Genomic DNA, 17,009 nt, shown 5'->3' with positions numbered 1-17,009 from the left:
GGCCCGGGGGCGGTCACTCCGTGTTCATCTTCCGGGGTACAACACCTATTCCGCGGGCCGCCCGGCCACCGGCCGCTCCCGCCACAGCCGCAGGCCGAAGTCGACCAGCGGCACGCGGTTCAGCCCCGGTACGGCGTCGAGGTCGTGCCACTGGGCCATGTCCGTGGAGCCGCCGACCTCGAATCGCAACTCGCCGCCGGTGACTCGGGCCTCGTACATGAGCCCCACACCGTGGTGGTCGACGGTGCGGCCGAAACGGCGGCGGAGCGGGTGCCGGCGGGACCTGACACCGAGCAGGCCGGTGACCTCGATGCGGTAGCCCGTCTCCTCGTCCACCTCCCGCAGGACGGTGTCGTGGGGATCCTCGCCATGGTCCATGCCGCCGCCCGGCAGCGTCCATTCCCGCCGGTCGCCGTCGATCCAGCGGGCGAGCAGGATCTGTCCGTCACGGACGCATATGGCGTAGGCCGCCACCCTCAACGTCTTGCGCATACGAGGAAGTTAGTGCGCCGGGTCCGGATTGGCCGGTGAATATTCGGGCGCTGACCAGCGCAGGGGGAGCGCCGACGGGGTCTCGACGGTCTCCCGCACGGTGAATCGGACCCTTCGGTCCTCGCCGAACTCGGTGCTCGCCTCGCCGGTCAGCTGGAGGGCCGTGCCGGTCGTCCAGTCGAGGAACAGCAGGCCGGCCCGGGGGTCGGCGGCGAGGTTGCCGAGGGTCAGGAACATCGAGTTGCCCGGGTAGTCGCGCCAGCTGAGCTCGCCCGGTGAATCGACGCGCACGAAGCCGGGGTTGCCGCCCCGGTGGCTGACGTCGGCTCCGCCCTCGTGCACGGAGGCCAGGAAGAAGGTGTCGGCCGCCGACACGAACTCGGCCTGCCCTGGGGTGAGTTCACCGCCGTGCCGCGCAACCCCTCGGTGCCGGTCGGCCACGATCTCGTATGACGTCCTCCGCTGCAGGTACTTCGGGCAGTTCGAGAAAACCTGGTCCGCCTCGATCGCGAACCCCCGTGCGGTGGGCCCGAGTCGGCCGTTGAGGCGCATACGGCGACGGGTGCGGGGGTCAAGGGCGACGGTGCCGACGGGCGTGCCGGGCGTGGCGAAGGCGGTGGCGAGGGGGTCGGCCGGGCACCAGCCGCCGGTGACGGAGATCCGCTGCGGGCCCGTCGCCCGGACGAAGCCCGGTGCCCCCGTGAGCGGTGACGCCCAGACCCGGCCCGTCGAGGGGTCCGCGGCGCCGGCGACCAGCAGCGGCTGAAGCTCCAGGAAGGCCGCGGCGACGTCCCGGATGCCCCGGTCGACCGAGCGGCCCACGTGATCCGCCTGCTCGCGCACCCCCACCCGGTCCTGCACGGCCCGCGAGCCCGCGTGATAGATCCTTATGGCTAGAAGAACCCGCAGGTCGGAGCCGCACCGGAGGGGGCCGGGGCCTCCTCGGCACCGCTCGGCACGGAGATCTCCAGGCGGGTGCCGTCGGGGTCGTGGAAGAAGATGCCGCCCGACCCCGCGCCCTCACGATGGGCGACCACGCCCTCGTAGGCGAAGTCCACTCCGTACGCCCGCAGCGCCTCCTCGTACTCCCTCACCTTCTCGATCGTGTCCGCTTCCAGGGCGAGGTGGTGGAGGCCCGCGCGCTGGGAGGCGTACGGCTGCTCGGCCTGCTGCCAGAGGGTGAGGACGAGGTTCTCGCCGTCGCCGAGGAAGGCGTAACGGCGGCCCTCCTCCTTGCCCTCGGCGAGTGGCGTGAAACCGAGGACGTCCCGGTAGAAGGCGAGCGAACGGTCGAGGTCGGTGACGTTCAGGCCGATGTGGCCGGTGCGCAAGGTCACGGCTGTCCCCTCAGCTTGGATGACTCGCTTGATTAACCCTTGTAAGCGATTTTAGAGGTTAGAGGCGACGGATGCAACCAGTCACGTACCCTTGACCGGTTAGCACGGAAGGGAACCCCCACATGCCCCCCACCCGCGACCCCCGCCCGCTCACCGGCGAGCCGCTCGCGCTCGACCTGCTCAACACGCGGTGGATGAGCGAGGGGACCCTCCAGGACCTCCTCGCCGACGCCGACGGGCTCGCGGTGTGGCTCGACTCGACCGGGCTGAGCGGCGGTCACGCCCCCGACGACAGGATGCTGCGGCATGTCCGGCAGGCCCGTGAGGCTCTGCGCACGGCGGTGGACGGGTCACTGGAGAAGGGGGCGCCCCTGGTGGACGCCGTCCTGGAGCACGGGCGGGTCCGGGTCGCACTCACCCCTCAAGGGCCCGTCGAGCGACCCGAGTTGAGCGACCCCGACTGGGGCCCCGCCTGGCTCGCCGCGCGCAACTACCTGGAGCTGCTCGACACCGCGCCGGACCGGATCCGCTCATGCGCCCACGACGCGTGCGTGCTCCACTTCTTCGACACGTCGAGGAACGGCACCCGGCGCTGGTGCTCGATGGCGACCTGCGGCAACCGCGCGAAGGCGTCCCGGCATTACGCGCGCGCCAAGCACGTCTGAAAAGGCTGACCAAAGGGCCCGCACGGCGAATTGCCCGCTTTCGCACGCCTCTTCGCCGATGTCCCCAAAGGGCATCGCGGGTTTTCCCCATACACCCATATCGATTCGGTCAACTCTCCCTAAACATCCTTCCCATGCGTAAAGCTGTGCGGTCATCCGGGGTCTTCTTCCGGATCACCGTGACCAGGACCGATCGGACCCGGTCACCAACCCGCTCGTTCCTTTACCTACAAGGGATGCCGATGACCCTCACCCCCCAGCACGCTCCGATATCGGGCGCGAGACGTGTGGCGCGCATAGCGGTGGCCGCCGGTCTGGTCGCCGCGCTCTCCGCGGCGGGGCCGATACCCATGGCCTTCTCCGCCGCCGCGGACGACGCCCCCGCCGCCTCCGACCCGGGCCTGAAGTCCGCGGACGAGAAGCTCGGTTCGGACGACGCCGACGCGCTCGCCGAGGCCAAGGCCGACGGCGCCAAGAACATCACGCTGATGGTCGCCACCGCCCCCGGGAAGACCGAGCAGGTCGCCGCGGAGCTGGACGCGGTCAAGGGCGGCCTGGTGGGCCTCACGTACGACAAGCTCGGTTACGTCCGGGCGACCGTCCCCACCGCGAAGGCGGACTCGGCCATCGCCGCCGCCGCGAAGCTCTCCTCCGTGCACGGCATCGACGTCAAGCAGGACATCCCGCTGGACGACCCGACGCCGAGCGCCGACACCGCCAAGGGCGCCGCGCACAAGGCCACGAAGACCTACCCGGCGCCGAGCGCGAAGACGCCCGCCGAGAACCCGTACAACCCGTCCTTCGAGACGGGCGCCGTCGACTTCGTGAAGGACCACCCGAAGGCGGACGGCCGCGGGGTCACCATCGGCATCCTGGACTCGGGTGTGGACCTCGGCCACCCGGCCCTGCAGAAGACCACCACCGGTGAGCGGAAGATCGTCGACTGGGTGACGTCGACCGACCCGGTCTCCGACGGCGACGCCACCTGGCGGCGCATGACCACCGCGGTCTCCGGCCCGAGCTTCACCTTCGACGGCCGCACCTGGACGGCGCCCGCCGGGTCGTACCAGGTCAACCTGTTCCGCGAGGCCGCGACCGCGGGCGGCGACGCCAAGGGCGACGCGAACCGCGACGGCGACACCACCGACACCTGGGGCGTGCTGTACGACAAGGCCGCCGGGACCGTCCGGGTCGACCTGAACAACAACCAGAACTTCGCCGACGACACCCCGATGAAGCCGTACAAGGACGGCTACCAGGTCGGGTACTTCGGCACCGACGACCCGTCGACCGATGTCGCCGAGCGCCAGCCGTTCGTCGTCGAGATCCGCAAGGACGTCGTCTTCGACGCCGCCGGCAACAAGGCCGACTACGTCAACATCGGTGTCATCGAGTCCGAGCACGGCACCCACGTCGCCGGCATCACCGCCGCCCACGGCCTGTTCGGCGGCCGGATGAACGGCGCGGCCCCGGGCGCCAAGCTCGTCTCCTCCCGTGCCTGCACCTGGACCGGCGGCTGCACCAACGTGGCGCTGACCGAGGGCATGATCGACCTCGTCGTCAACCGCGGGGTCGACATCGTCAACATGTCGATCGGCGGTCTGCCCGCGCTCAACGACGGCAACAACGCGCGCGCCGAGCTCTACACCCGCCTCATCGACACCTACGGCGTCCAGCTGGTGATCTCCGCGGGCAACTCCGGCCCCGGCGCGAACACCATCGGCGACCCCGGCCTGGCCGACAAGGTCATCTCGGTCGGCGCGACCATCTCCAAGGCGACCTGGGCCGCCAACTACGGCTCGCAGGTGAGCAAGTCGTACGCGATGATGCCGTTCTCCTCGCGCGGTCCGCGTGAGGACGGCGGCTTCACGCCGACCCTGTCCGCCCCGGGTGCGGCCATCAACACCACGCAGACCTGGCTGCCGGGCTCCCCGGTCGCCGAGTCGGGCTACACGCTGCCGGCCGGCTACTCGATGCTCCAGGGCACCTCGATGGCCTCCCCGCAGGCCACGGGCGCGTCCGCGCTGCTCATCTCGGCCGCCAAGCAGAAGCACATCGCGCTGACGCCGGCCACCCTGCGCACCGCCCTGACCTCGACCGCCGAGCACATCAAGGGTGTGCAGGCGTACGAGGAGGGCGCGGGCCTCATCGACATCGTGGACGCCTGGGACTCCATCAAGGACGGCGCCACCGCCCACGACTACACGGTCAAGGCGCCCGTCGACACCGCGATCGACCAGCTCCTGAAGACCCCGGGCTACGGCACCGGTCTCTACGACCGCGAGGGCGGTCTGAAGGCCGGTCAGAAGAAGACGTACGACGTCACCCTCACCCGTACGTCCGGTGCGGACAAGGCGATTCGCCACGATCTGCACTTCCACAACAACGCCGGTGACACCTTCCGGATCCTCGGCAAGGGCGACATCAGGCTCCCGCTGAACCAGCCGGTGACCGTCAAGGTCCAGGCGCAGCCGAAGTCCGCGGGTCTCAAGAGCGCGATCCTGGTCGTCGACGACCCGAAGACCGAGGGCGTCGACCAGCAGATCCTCACCACGGTCGTCGTCTCGGCGCCGGTGAAGTACACCTACACCGCGTCGAACACCGTGCAGCGCAACAGCACCCAGTCGTACTTCGTGACCGTCCCCGCGGGCGCCAAGTCGCTGGAGGTCGCGATCGGCGGGCTGAAGGACAAGAGCCAGACCCGCTTCATCGCCATCCACCCCTACGGCGTCCCGGTCGACAACACCGGCACCCCGTACTGCTACAACAACTACCTCGACGGCAACGGCTGCAAGCCCGACGCCCGTTCCTACGCCGACCCGCAGGCCGGTGTCTGGGAGATCGAGGTCGAGTCGCGCCGCACCTCGCCGCTGCTCGACAACCCGTACAAGCTGGACGTCGCCGTCTACGGCGCGGTCTTCGACCCGGAGACCGTGACCGTCGCCGAGGCCAAGGTCGGCACCCCGGCCACCGCCTCCTGGAAGGTGACCAACACCCTCGCCGCGATCGACGGCAAGCTGGCCGGCGGCCCGCTCGGCTCGTCCAAGACGGCCCGCCCGACCATCGCCGAGGGCGCCACCCAGACCACCACGGTCGAGGTGCCCGCGGGCGCGAAGTCGCTCGACGTCGCCATCGGCAACGTCTCCGACGCCTCCGCCGACCTGGACCTGACGGTCTACGACGCGGCGGGCACCGTGGTCGGCACGTCCGCGGACGGCGACTCGGAGGAGGCCGTCTCGGTCGCCTCGCCCGCCGCCGGCACGTACACCATCGAGGTCGCCGGCTACTCGGTTCCGGCCGGCTCCACGGCGTACGACTACCAGGACGTGTTCTTCTCCAGCGCCCTGGGCACCGTCACCGTCTCCGACGCGCCGGTGAAGCTCGCCACGGGCGCCTCGACGACCGTCTCCGGCAGCGTCACCGCCCTGGCGGCCGCCCCGGCGGGCCGTGAGTTCTTCGGCCAGGTCAGCCTCGTCAACGCGCGCGGCACGGTCGCGGGCGTCGGCAACGTGAAGATCGAGAAGGTCACGCCGTAACACTTCTCCGTACGGCGACAAGGGGCGGGCGTCCGGTGGGCGCCCGCCCTTTCTCGTGCCCTGGGCCGACAGGGCCTAGCAGCCGAGCTCGCGCGATTCCGGAAGCGAGGCGGTGATCCAGGCCCGCTCCCGGGCGATCCCCTGCTCACCGACGACCCAGTGGTCGGGGCTGGGCGAGCCCTGGGGCACGCCGAACAGGACGCGGGTGCCCTTGGTGAGAGGTTCGGGGAGGTCGTACGCGCTCACCAGGTACGTGAGGTGATCGAGGTCCCGGGTCTGCTTGAAGTAGCGGCTCACGTGCACGGTGACCTGGAGTTCCCCGGTGGCGGGGAGTTCCTTGACCGCGGTGACCTCGCCCTCGGCGACGGTGACGGCACAGGCCAGGTAGGACGGGCTGCCGAAGCGGACGCCGGCTTCCGCCTTGGAGGACCCCGAGTCGGCCGAGCTCAGGTTGTCCGCCCCGCCGTGCCCGAGGAGCCAGCCCAGGCCTGTGACCACACTCGCGACGGCGGCCACCGCGAGGGTGCCGAAGGCGAAGGTGCGGGCGCGGTGCCGGGCCCGGGACGGTCGTGGGGGAACGGGTTTCGCGGCCGGTGGGGCCTCCGTCAGGGTCTCGCCGATGATCCGCAGCTGCTCGCGCAGGAGGGCGACATCGTCCTGGGCCGAGCGGTGCTCGGCGAGGAAGGCCGGATCGGCGGCGGCGCTCTCGGGCAGCGGTTCGTCGGTGATGGCGGCCATCAAGGCATCGAGACCGTCGTGTTCCTCGGTCATCTCACACCACCTCGTCCTCGTGCAGGCGGGCCCGCAGGGCCCTGACCGCCGTGTGCAGGCGGCTCTTGACCGTGCCCTCCGGGACGCCCAGCTCCTGGGCGATCGAGCGCACCGGCAGGTCGGCGAAGAACCGCAGCACGAGGACCTGGCGCTGCTGGTCGGGCAGCTCGTCCAGGCCCTGCGCGACGGCGAGGGAGAGCACGCTGGTGTCCTCCCCGGAGGGGTGCTCGTGCTGGCGCAGTGAGGCCAGCCGCTCCCCCAGCCGCTCCTGGCGCTTCTTGGCCCGGTGCCAGTCCATGGCGAGGTTGGAGGCGACGACCGCGGCCCACGCGGACACGTCCCGTGGCGCCTCGTACCCCTTCGCCGCCCGCTCCAGCAACCGCAGGCGGACCTGCTGCACCCCGTCCGGCAGGTCCGCCTGCGGCACCCCGCCCAGGGCGAGCACGGCCCGCACCCGGCGTTCCTGCGCCGCGTCCAGGGGATCGTCCCCTTCGTGGACCCGGCGTGCCCTTCTGCGCAGCACAAGCCACCCCCTCACCGCGTTTCCTCTACGACGCCGCAGCGCACGGAAACGTTCGCCGGATCCCACGGAAAGTCGCTGAGAGGTGTACGTCACACCGTCCGGCAGTCCATTCCTCGGGCATGGAGCGCAAAGAATTGGACAGGGAGACCCGGGTCGGCCGCATGATGGAAAAGCCTCGGTCAAGTGTGAAGAGATAGGGAGTCGCCGTGAGGGTCGGAATCGTCGGAGCCACCGGACAGGTCGGCACAGTCATGCGCGGGATCCTCAAGGAGCGCGACTTCCCGGTCACGGAGCTGCGCCTGTTCGCCTCCGCGCGCTCGGCGGGGTCGGTCCTGGACGGCGTGACGGTGGAGGACGCGGCGACGGCCGACTACACCGGCCTGGACATCGTGCTGTTCTCGGCGGGCGGCGCCACCTCGAAGGCTCTGGCCGAGAAGGTCGCCTCGCAGGGCGCGGTAGTGATCGACAACTCCTCCGCCTGGCGCAAGGACCCCGAGGTCCCGCTGGTCGTCTCCGAGGTGAACCCGCACGCGATCGCGGACCGCCCCAAGGGGATCATCGCCAACCCGAACTGCACCACCATGGCCGCGATGCCGGTCCTGAAGGTGCTGGACACGGAGGCGGGCCTCGAGACGCTGATCGCCACCACCTACCAGGCGGTGTCCGGCTCGGGCCTCGCGGGCGTGGCGGAGCTGCACGGCCAGGTGCAGAAGGTCGCCGCCGACGCGGACAAGCTCACCCACGACGGCGGTGCGGTCGACTTCCCCGAGCCGCAGGTCTACAAGCGCCCCATCGCCTTCAACGTCCTGCCCTTCGCGGGCAACCTCGTCGAGGACGGCCTGAACGAGACCGACGAGGAGCAGAAGCTCCGCAACGAGTCCCGCAAGATCCTGGAGCTCCCCGAGCTGAAGGTCTCCGGCACCTGCGTGCGCGTCCCGGTCTTCTCCGGCCACTCCCTCCAGGTCAACGCCCGCTTCGCCCGTCCGATCACCCCGGAGCGCGCGACGGAGCTCCTGGCGGGCGCCCCCGGCGTGACCCTCTCCGACATCCCGACCCCCCTCCAGGCCGCCGGCCAGGACGCCTCCTTCGTCGGCCGCATCCGCCGCGACGAGACGGTCGAGCACGGGCTCGCCCTCTTCATCTCCAACGACAACCTCCGCAAGGGCGCCGCACTGAACGCGGTCCAGATCGCGGAGCTGGTGGCGGCGGAGCTCAAGGGTTAGACCGGGGGCCTGCGCACCTCGTAGAGGAAACAGCCGTACTCGACGGCCCGGACGTGGACGAGCGCCACGGACGGGTCGTCGAACGCGTTCCGGAAGGCGTCGTCGCCGACGGTCCCCACCAGCTGCCCGCCCAGGATGTGCCCGTCGGCGGAGTAGCGGCGCACGGTCCGGTGCGCGTCGGCGAAGGGGTAGCCGTGCCCGGCCGTCGGCCCCGCGCACTCCTCGGCGTGGAGGAAGACGGGGCCCTGCTCGTCGTACGCCCCCGGACGCGCGCCGTTCTCGGCCGCCCAGCGGCGCAGAGGGGCGTAGGAGACGAGGGCGATCCGCTCGCCGGGCTCGCTGCGGCGCAGACAGCAGCGCAGGGGCGCCCCGCCCTCGTCGTCGGTGAACGGGGTCGGGGGGCGGCCGGCGTCGTCGGCGGTGCGGAGCTCCTTGAGGACCCGCGGTGCGACGGGGCGTGCGGTGTAGGTCGTCATGGGTCCAGGCTGGCGCGGGCACGCGTGCACGACCGGCGGGATACGGACCTGGTGTTCGGGGTGGGCGGCGGCTCCCGGCGACGCGCGTCACATGGAAGGATGACCGAACCGCCGAACCTAGACATAACGAGGAGATGAACGCGTGCCTGGCACAAACCTGACTCGCGACGAAGCTCGGCAGCGGGCGACGCTGCTCAGCGTCGAGTCCTACGAGATCGATCTCGACCTCTCCGGCGCGCAGGAGGGCGGTACCTACCGGTCCGTGACCACGGTGCGCTTCGACGTCACCGAGAACGGCGCCGAGTCCTTCATCGACCTGGTGGCCCCCACGGTCCACGAGGTGACGCTGAACGGGGACGCCCTCGACCCGGCGGAGGTCTTCGCGGACTCCCGTATCGCCCTGCCGGGCCTGCTGGAGGGCCGCAACATCCTGCGGGTCGTCGCCGACGCCGCGTACACCAACACCGGTGAGGGCCTGCACCGCTTCGTCGACCCGGTCGACCAGCAGGCCTATCTGTACACCCAGTTCGAGGTGCCGGACGCCCGCCGCGTCTTCGCCTCCTTCGAGCAGCCGGACCTGAAGGCCACCTTCCAGTTCACCGTGAAGGCGCCGACCGGCTGGACCGTGGTCTCCAACTCCCCGACGCCGGAGCCGAAGGACGACGTCTGGGTCTTCGAGCCGACCCCGCGGATCTCGTCGTACATCACGGCCTTGATCGTCGGCCCGTACCACTCCGTGCACAGCGTGTACGAGAAGGACGGCCAGTCCGTCCCCCTCGGCATCTACTGCCGCCCCTCGCTCGCCGAACACCTCGACTCGGACGCCATCTTCGAGGTGACCCGGCAGGGCTTCGAGTGGTTCCAGGAGAAGTTCGACTACGCGTACCCGTTCAAGAAGTACGACCAGCTGTTCGTGCCGGAGTTCAACGCGGGCGCGATGGAGAACGCCGGCGCGGTGACCATCCGCGACCAGTACGTCTTCCGGTCCAAGGTGACCGACGCCGCCTACGAGATGCGCGCCGAGACCATCCTCCACGAGCTGGCCCACATGTGGTTCGGCGACCTGGTCACCATGGAGTGGTGGAACGACCTGTGGCTGAACGAGTCGTTCGCCACCTACACCTCCATCGCCTGCCAGGCGTACGCCCCGGACAGCCGCTGGCCGCACTCCTGGACCACGTTCGCCAACTCCATGAAGACGTGGGCGTACCGCCAGGACCAGCTGCCGTCCACGCACCCGATCATGGCCGAGATCCGCGACCTGGACGACGTGCTGGTCAACTTCGACGGCATCACGTACGCGAAGGGGGCCTCTGTTCTCAAGCAGCTCGTCGCCTACGTCGGCATGGACGAGTTCTTCGGCGGGGTGCAGGCGTACTTCAAGCGCCACGCGTTCGGCAACACCCGGCTGTCCGACCTGCTGGGCGCGCTGGAGGAGACGTCCGGCCGCGACCTGGGCACCTGGTCGCAGAAGTGGCTGCAGACGGCCGGCATCAACATCCTGCGCCCTCAGATCGAGACGGACGCGGACGGTGTCATCACCTCGTTCGCGATCCGTCAGGAGGCCCCGGCCCTGCCCGCGGGCGCGAAGGGCGAGCCGACCCTGCGTCCGCACCGCATCGCGGTCGGTCTGTACGAACTCGACGGCGACAGCGGCAAGCTGGTCCGTGACGAGCGTGTCGAGCTGGACGTCGACGGCGAGTTGACGGCGGTGCCGGAGCTGGTCGGCAAGCGCCGTCCGGCGGTCGTGCTCCTCAACGACGACGACCTGTCGTACGCCAAGGTCCGCCTCGACGACGAGTCGCTGGCCTTCGTGACCGAGCACCTCGGCGACTTCGAGTCCTCGCTGCCGCGCGCGCTGTGCTGGGCCTCGGCGTGGGACATGACGAGGGACGCGGAGCTCGCGACCCGCGACTACCTCTCCCTGGTCCTCTCCGGTATCGGCAAGGAGTCCGACATCGGTGTCGTGCAGTCGCTGCACCGGCAGGTGAAGCTGGCGATCGAGCTGTACGCCGCCCCCACCGCCCGTGAGGCCCTGCTGACCCGCTGGACCGACGCCACGCTGGCCCATCTGCGGTCCGCGGCGGCGGGCAGCGACCACCAGCTCGCGTGGGCGCGGGCGTTCGCGGCCACGGCCCGTACGCCGGAGCAGCTGGACCTGCTGGAGGGGCTGCTCGGGGGATCTCAGGTCGTCGAGGGCCTGGCCGTCGACACCGAGCTGCGCTGGGCGTTCGTCCAGCGGCTGGCCGCCGTGGGCCGCTACGACGAGTCGGAGATCGCCGGCGAGTACGAGCGGGACAAGACGGCGGCGGGCGAGCGCCACGCGGCGACCGCCCGTGCCTCGCGGCCGACCGAGGAGGCGAAGTCGGAGGCCTGGGCACAGGTCGTCGAGTCCGACAAGCTGCCCAACGCCGTCCAGGAGGCCGTCATCGGAGGCTTCGTCCAGACCGATCAGCGTGAGCTGCTCGCTCCGTACACGGACAAGTACTTCGACGTGGTCAAGGACATCTGGGAGTCCCGCTCGCACGAGATCGCCCAGCAGATCGCGGTCGGCCTCTACCCGTCGCTCCAGGTCTCCCAGGAGACCCTGGACCGGACGGACGCCTGGCTGGCCTCGGCCGAGCCCAACGCGGCCCTGCGGCGGCTCGTCTCCGAGTCCCGCGCGGGCGTGGAGCGGGCGCTGATGGCCCAGGCCGCGGACGCGCAGGCCGGACAGTAGAACGCGGCGGGAGGCGGGTGGCCCGGGTCATCCGCCTCCCCCGCACACCAGGGGGGGCAGCGCCCAGCATCGTCCGCACGCGCAATCCGACCGTGCTCAGCATCGGCGCACCCGCACCCCGACCGTGCTCACCTTCCCCCGCACACCAGCCGGGCCGGGGTGAGCATCGGCGCACACGCAATCCGACCGTGCTCAGCTTCCCCCGCACACCAGCCGGGCCGGGGTGAGCATCGGCGCACACGCAACCCGACCGTGCTCAGCTTCCCCCGCACACCAGCCGGGCCGGGGTGAGCATCGGCGCACACGCAACCCGACCGTGCTCAGCATCGACGCACACGCACCCCGACCGCCCTCACCTTCCCCCGCACACCAGCCAGGCCGTGATGACCATCGGCACACACGCAACCCGGCCGTAGTCAGCATCGGCGCACCCGCACCCCGATCGCCCTCAGCTCCCCCCGCACACCAACCGGGCCGTGTGCAGCATCGTCCGCACATGCAGCCCGGTCTGGACGGCCACCGGCATCCATCGCAGGTCGTACGTCTTCTCCAGCTCCCGGCTCCACTCGCGCACCAGGTCGTCGAGGATCTCGGCGGCCCGGGGATCGGTGCGGGCCAGGGCGCGGCTCGCCATCGCCGCCACCCTGAGCGGGATACGGCGGGCCGAGATGCCCCGGGTCGCGAAGTGGCCGTGGAACCGTCCGGGTGGCTCCGCGGCCCAGCTCGCCACGATCGACGGCGCCACGCCGAGGAGTTCCCGCGCGGCGTCCCGCAGCGGCGCGAGGTCCTCCGGTACGGCCGCGTCGAGCCGTGTCCCGAGCACGGCCGCGAGCTCCTGGCTCCGGCCCAGCAGCACCTCGCCCAGCCGCGCGATCTCGCGGGTGGGGTCGGTGACGGGCCGGACGTCGTTCACCGAGGGCACGGCCCAGGCGGGGGTCTCGATCAGGGTGGTCAGGGTGCCGTGGCGGCGGGGATAGAACCACGTGCTCTCGGCGACGAACCCACTCGGGTCGCGTTCGCCCTCGCCGTGACCGTCGGGCAGCACCAGGACGCCGGGCGGGTCGAGCCGCCAGTCGGGGCCGTCGACGGGGTGGCGGTCGACGGGGACGCGCAGCCGCGCCGCCGTGTCCCGGAAGGCGTCCGCGGCCCCCGGTACCTCCCGGGTCATCATCACGAAGGCGCCGCCGAACTCGATGCCGTGCAGGGTGAACTGGGCGACCGGCCGCAGCTCGTCGAGGAGCCGGACCAGGGCGGCCGACTCGGGGAGCGGCGTGCCGGGCGGCAGCGGCAGGGACTCCGGCTGGCGGGCGAACGCGGGCCGGTAGAAGTATCGGTGACATTCCGTCAGTGACGGCTCCGGCTCCTCCGGCTGCCAGCTGTGCGCGAGGTGTGCCCCGTCGGGGTCGAGGCAGAGCAGGAAGTGCCAGGTGCAGCCGAGGGGTTCGAGCAGGCCGGGCCGGCGGGCGAACAGGGTGGCGAGCCGCAAGGCCGAGGCCCCGCCCACCGGTTCGTTGGCATGGGCGCCGGCGACGGAGAGGATGTGGCGGTCGCCGTGTCCGGCGGACAGCAGCCACAGCGGGCGCCCCGCCCGGCTCTCCCCGACCTGGCCGAGCCGCAGCAGGCCGGGGGCGGCGCGGGCCAGCGTGCGGGCCCTTCGCTCCAGTTCGTCGACTGCCGGATAGAGCGAAGTCCGCACGCCGGTCCTCCGAACGCTGGTGATCCGATCAAGCACCCTGGGAATTACTGTCCCCAGTGGTCTCTTTCTTGTCCAGCGGGCGAATCACGATCTTGACAGGCATGTCAGCTCCTTTCAGCTGCCGCCGTTGCCGCCACTGTCCCCCGTGGTCTCCTTCTTGTCCAAGGGGCGGATCACGATGCTCTTCGGCATCTCAACTCCTCGCTTTTATACGGGATTTGACCTTTCCGAAGCGATCGCTGACCGCTCTTGTCAAGGCTGTGCCGGTGGGGTCAGAGTGTCAAGAAGGTGTACGAATGAAGGAGAGGGGCCCCGGTGGCGGAGGCGGTGACGGTCGAGTCGTTCGGGCGCCCCCGGATCAAGCCCGAGCACCGCGCCTACCGCACGGTCGACGGCAACGTCCGCGTCGGCAGCGTGATCCACGGCATCGGCGCTGAGATCACGGATCCGCAGGGCTGGGTGTGGACGCTGGTCGAGGCGATGGACGGGTCGCGGGGGCCGTCGGAGGTGGTCGCCGAGGTGCTGCGCAGCCACCCGGATCTGCCCGGCGAGGACGCCCGCCAGGCGATGGCCGACCTGCTGGCCGCCGGTTTCGTGGACGACGCCCGGGCGTCGGTGCCGGTGCCGCCGCGCGAGGAGGACCGCTACAGCCGCGGTGTTCCCCTGCTCCGCTGGATGGACCTCGGCCCCCGCACCAGCCCCTGGGACGCCCAACTCCGCCTGCGCGAGGCCCGCGTCCTCCTGATCGGCGTCGGTGGTACCGGCGGTCACGCGGCCCAGGCCCTGGTCGCCTCCGGGGTGGGACACGTCCACTGCGTGGACCCGGACGTGGTCGAGCTGTCCAACCTCAACCGCCAGCCCCTGTACCGCGAGTCCGACCTCGGTCGGCCGAAGGTGGAGGCGGCGGTGGCGACGCTACGGGCACTGAACTCGGACGTGACGGTGACCGGGGAGCGGAGGGAGGTGGCGCGGCCGGAGGACCTGGCGGAGCTGGTGGCCGGATCACGACAGGCGGGACGGCCCCCGGGCGGCCCACCATCGGTGAGCGCCGCGGGCCGAGGCGCAACCGGCGCGGAGCACCGCAGACCCGGCGGAACCCCCGGACCTGCCGACCCGCCGGCCGAGACCGCCGACGGGCCCGGGCGAGCGGTCTCCTCGGCGACACCCGCCCCTGCTCTCCCGCCGTCCCCCTACGACCTCCTCGTCCTCGCCGCCGACCGCCCGGACGCGATCCGGCGGTGGACCAACCGGGCCTGTCTGGCGGCCGGGTTGCCCTGGGTCGACGCCGGTTACCGGGGCCCTCTCGTCACCGCCGGTGTGTACGTGCCCGGGTGGGGGGCCTGCTGGGAGTGTCTGCGGGACGGGGAGATCGCCCGGCGAGATCTGCGGCTCGGGCCGGGACAGGACCCGGAGGTCGCCTCGCCGCGGATGCCGTGGAACCCGGCGAGTGCCGTCACCGCCGGGCTCTCGGGAGCCCTGCTCGCGCACGCCGCCCTCGCCCTGCTGACCGGGGTGCCGGCGCTGGAGCCGGGCTTCCGCTTCGGCGTGAACCTCATGCTCCCCGGCGACCCGGTCCACCAGCGCACCCCCCGCCACCTGGACTGCCCGGCGTGCGGGGAGCGCGCGTGAACCGGGTACGCCTGCACGCGCTGGACACCCGCCCCGACGGCGACGAGTGGATCGTGGGCCGCCGGGCGACCGGCCGTTTCGTCGCCCTGCCCGAGGTGGGCAAGCAGGCCCTGGACCTGCTCGGCCAGGGCCTGACCCCGGCCGAGGTCGGCGAGCGGCTCCGCGCCCGCACCGGCGACGACGTCGACGTACCGGATTTCGTGGAGGCCCTGCTCGGACTCGGGTTCGTGGCCGAGGTGGACGGCCGCGTGATCGACCAGGAGCCGCCGCCGACACCGACCTTGGCGTGGATACGGCCTCGTCATGTGCGCTGGTTGCTGAGTCCCGCCGTCCCCGTGGCGGTCGTGCTGCTGATCGCGGTCACCCTGCTCACCCGTCCTCCGGTGCCGCTCGACCACCGGGCCCTGCTGTGGAGTGCGCACGGCAGCGCGGTCATCGCCCTCGGTGCGGGCGTCGGCTGGAGCCTGCTGCTGCTTCACGAGTGCGCCCATCTGCTGACCGCCCGCGCGACGGGGGTGGCGGGGCGGATGCGGCTCGGGACCCGGCTGCAGTTCCTGGTGATGCAGACGGACATCAGCGGGATCGAACTCGCCCCGCGCCGACACCGGTTGACCGCCTACCTCGCCGGCGTCGCGACAAACCTGACGGCCGCCTCCCTGGCCGCCCTCGCCGCGGGCGTCACGACCGGCACTCCCCGCCGTGTCCTGGCCGCCGTGGCCCTGCTCGCCCTGCTTCCGCTCCCTTTCCAGCTCATGGTCTTCATGCGCACGGACCTGTACTTCGTCCTCCAGGACCTCACGCGCTGCCGCGATCTGTTCGGGGACGGGATGGCGTACACGAAGTACCGGGCCCGGCGCCTGCTGCGGGGCCGGAACCGCCATATCGACGACCGGGACCCCAGCCTCGGGCTGCCCGCCCACGAACGGCGGGCCGTACGCGTGTACAGCGTGGTGCTGGTCGTCGGCACCGCGCTGTGTCTCGCGTTCTTCGCGGCCGTCACCCTGCCCGCGGACCTCACGCTGTTCGCGCGCGCCGTGGTCAAGTCCGGCACCGGACCGTCGACTTGGGACCGGCTGGACGGGATCGCCGTCGTCGTCGCGCTCGGCGGGCTGCACGCCCTGTGGCTGCGTACGTGGTGGCGGGGCCGCGGGCTCAGACGCTGACCATGCCTCCGGTGGCGTTGACGAACGTGCCGGTGATGCCGCCCGCATGGTCGGAGGCGAGGAACACGGCGGTGGCGGCGACCTCGGCGAGGGTGGGGTTGCGGCGGGTCATGCGCATCCCGGCGAGGTGGTCGACGATGCCCTGGACGGCGCTCTCGTCGATGGCCGGGTTGACCGCGGCGAGCTTCTCGACGGTGAACGTCTCCGGCACCCCGGCGACCCACAGGCCCACCGCCCGCACCCCGCTCGGCCCCAGCTCGATCGCCAGGTTGCGCACGAGCGTGTCGATCGCCCCGTCGGCAGGCCCGGTGCCGCCCATCATCGGACTGCCGTGCGCGGAACCGCTGTTGAGGGCGAGGATCACACCGGAACCCCGTGCGGCCATCCGGCGTCCCGCGGCGCGGGCGGTGAGGAAGGTGGTGCGCAGGCCGTCGGTCACGGGCCGCAGGAAGTCCTCGGCGGACATGTCGACCAGCGGCGCGCCCTGCACATCGCCGCGGGTGACGAGGTTGATGGAGATGTCGATGTCCCCGACCCGGTCGGCGTGCGCCTCCACGGCCGCCTCGTCCAGCGCGTCCACGACGGCGACCTCGGCGTCCTTGATGTCCGCGGCCACGGCCTCCAGGGTCTGCCGGGTCCGGCCGACGAGGTGGACCCTCGCGCCCTGCTCGGCGAAGGCGCGGGCAACGGCCCCGCCGATGGAACCGCCGGCGCCGTAGACGATCGCGGTCTTGTCGGTCAGCAGCATGGTGAGCTCCTCGGAAGTGGTGCGGACGTGA

General features: G+C 71.5%; 14 protein-coding genes. 6 read left to right on the top strand and 8 right to left on the bottom strand.

All coding sequences use genetic code 11. The annotated features are described in order from the left end of the window. Positions 1–45: 45 nt before the first annotated feature. Genes OG841_RS30125 through OG841_RS30115 form a run of 3 tightly spaced genes read right to left on the bottom strand, consistent with a single transcriptional unit; the run spans position 46 to position 1,829 of the window. Positions 46–492, bottom strand: a complete 447-nt coding sequence (locus tag OG841_RS30125; protein WP_328638642.1) for an NUDIX hydrolase — start codon at positions 490–492, stop codon at positions 46–48. Between the two features lie 9 nt (positions 493–501). Then, on the bottom strand, positions 502–1,383 hold the full coding sequence (locus tag OG841_RS30120; RefSeq protein WP_371570868.1) for a pyridoxamine 5'-phosphate oxidase family protein: 882 nt from the start codon (positions 1,381–1,383) through the stop codon (positions 502–504). Between the two features lie 2 nt (positions 1,384–1,385). Then, positions 1,386–1,829 (bottom strand): VOC family protein, encoded by a 444-nt coding sequence (locus OG841_RS30115; protein WP_328638644.1) that lies wholly within the window; start codon positions 1,827–1,829, stop codon positions 1,386–1,388. 122 nt (positions 1,830–1,951) lie between these two features. Between OG841_RS30115 and OG841_RS30110 the strand changes: the two genes are divergently transcribed. Both OG841_RS30110 and OG841_RS30105 read left to right on the top strand, forming a co-directional pair. Next, the gene (locus OG841_RS30110) at positions 1,952–2,494 is read left to right on the top strand and encodes a CGNR zinc finger domain-containing protein (protein ID WP_328638645.1); all 543 of its coding nucleotides are present in this window, start codon (positions 1,952–1,954) and stop codon (positions 2,492–2,494) included. Positions 2,495–2,736: 242 nt separating this feature from the next. Continuing rightward, positions 2,737–6,030, top strand: coding sequence for a S8 family serine peptidase (locus tag OG841_RS30105; protein ID WP_365115137.1), 3,294 nt, complete (start codon positions 2,737–2,739; stop codon positions 6,028–6,030). Positions 6,031–6,105: 75 nt separating this feature from the next. Here the strand turns inward: OG841_RS30105 and OG841_RS30100 are convergent, their stop codons facing one another. Both OG841_RS30100 and OG841_RS30095 read right to left on the bottom strand, forming a co-directional pair. Next, the gene (locus OG841_RS30100; RefSeq protein WP_371567235.1) at positions 6,106–6,801 is read right to left on the bottom strand and encodes a hypothetical protein; all 696 of its coding nucleotides are present in this window, start codon (positions 6,799–6,801) and stop codon (positions 6,106–6,108) included. A gap of 1 nt (position 6,802) precedes the next feature. Continuing rightward, a complete protein-coding gene (locus tag OG841_RS30095; RefSeq protein WP_328643540.1) occupies positions 6,803–7,324 on the bottom strand; it encodes a sigma-70 family RNA polymerase sigma factor in 522 nt (173 codons plus the stop codon). A gap of 206 nt (positions 7,325–7,530) precedes the next feature. Between OG841_RS30095 and OG841_RS30090 the strand changes: the two genes are divergently transcribed. Next, a complete protein-coding gene (locus OG841_RS30090; RefSeq protein ID WP_328638648.1) occupies positions 7,531–8,547 on the top strand; it encodes an aspartate-semialdehyde dehydrogenase in 1,017 nt (338 codons plus the stop codon). Here the strand turns inward: OG841_RS30090 and OG841_RS30085 are convergent. After that, a complete protein-coding gene (locus OG841_RS30085) occupies positions 8,544–9,023 on the bottom strand; it encodes a DUF1203 domain-containing protein (protein ID WP_328638649.1) in 480 nt (159 codons plus the stop codon). The genes OG841_RS30090 and OG841_RS30085 overlap by 4 nt on opposite strands. 142 nt (positions 9,024–9,165) lie before the next feature. Here OG841_RS30085 and pepN point away from each other — a divergent pair, with 142 nt between their 5' ends. Further along, positions 9,166–11,742: an aminopeptidase N gene (pepN, locus tag OG841_RS30080; RefSeq protein ID WP_365115132.1), complete on the top strand. Its 2,577-nt coding sequence runs from the start codon at positions 9,166–9,168 to the stop codon at positions 11,740–11,742. A 448-nt stretch (positions 11,743–12,190) separates the two neighbouring features. Here the strand turns inward: pepN and OG841_RS30075 are convergent, their stop codons facing one another. Beyond that, on the bottom strand, positions 12,191–13,438 hold the full coding sequence (locus tag OG841_RS30075; protein ID WP_365115130.1) for a M14 family zinc carboxypeptidase: 1,248 nt from the start codon (positions 13,436–13,438) through the stop codon (positions 12,191–12,193). Positions 13,439–13,795: 357 nt separating this feature from the next. On the opposite strand from OG841_RS30075, the gene OG841_RS30070 reads away from it, so the two are divergent. Continuing rightward, positions 13,796–15,067 carry a HesA/MoeB/ThiF family protein gene (locus OG841_RS30070; RefSeq protein WP_371570865.1) on the top strand — a complete coding sequence of 424 codons (1,272 nt, stop codon included), beginning with the start codon at positions 13,796–13,798 and terminating at the stop codon, positions 15,065–15,067. Then, the gene (locus tag OG841_RS30065) at positions 15,064–16,230 is read left to right on the top strand and encodes a hypothetical protein (protein ID WP_371567232.1); all 1,167 of its coding nucleotides are present in this window, start codon (positions 15,064–15,066) and stop codon (positions 16,228–16,230) included. Before OG841_RS30070 ends, OG841_RS30065 begins: the two co-directional genes overlap by 4 nt. Here the strand turns inward: OG841_RS30065 and OG841_RS30060 are convergent. Next, the gene (locus tag OG841_RS30060; RefSeq protein ID WP_328643544.1) at positions 16,220–16,978 is read right to left on the bottom strand and encodes an SDR family NAD(P)-dependent oxidoreductase; all 759 of its coding nucleotides are present in this window, start codon (positions 16,976–16,978) and stop codon (positions 16,220–16,222) included. The genes OG841_RS30065 and OG841_RS30060 overlap by 11 nt on opposite strands. Positions 16,979–17,009: the final 31 nt, after the last annotated feature.

It is taken from the genome of Streptomyces canus, from assembly GCF_041435015.1.
GTDB classification, from domain to species: Bacteria; Actinomycetota; Actinomycetes; order Streptomycetales; family Streptomycetaceae; genus Streptomyces; species Streptomyces canus_G.
Note: the sequence above shows the minus strand (reverse complement) of the source record. Positions and strands in the feature narration are given on the sequence as shown.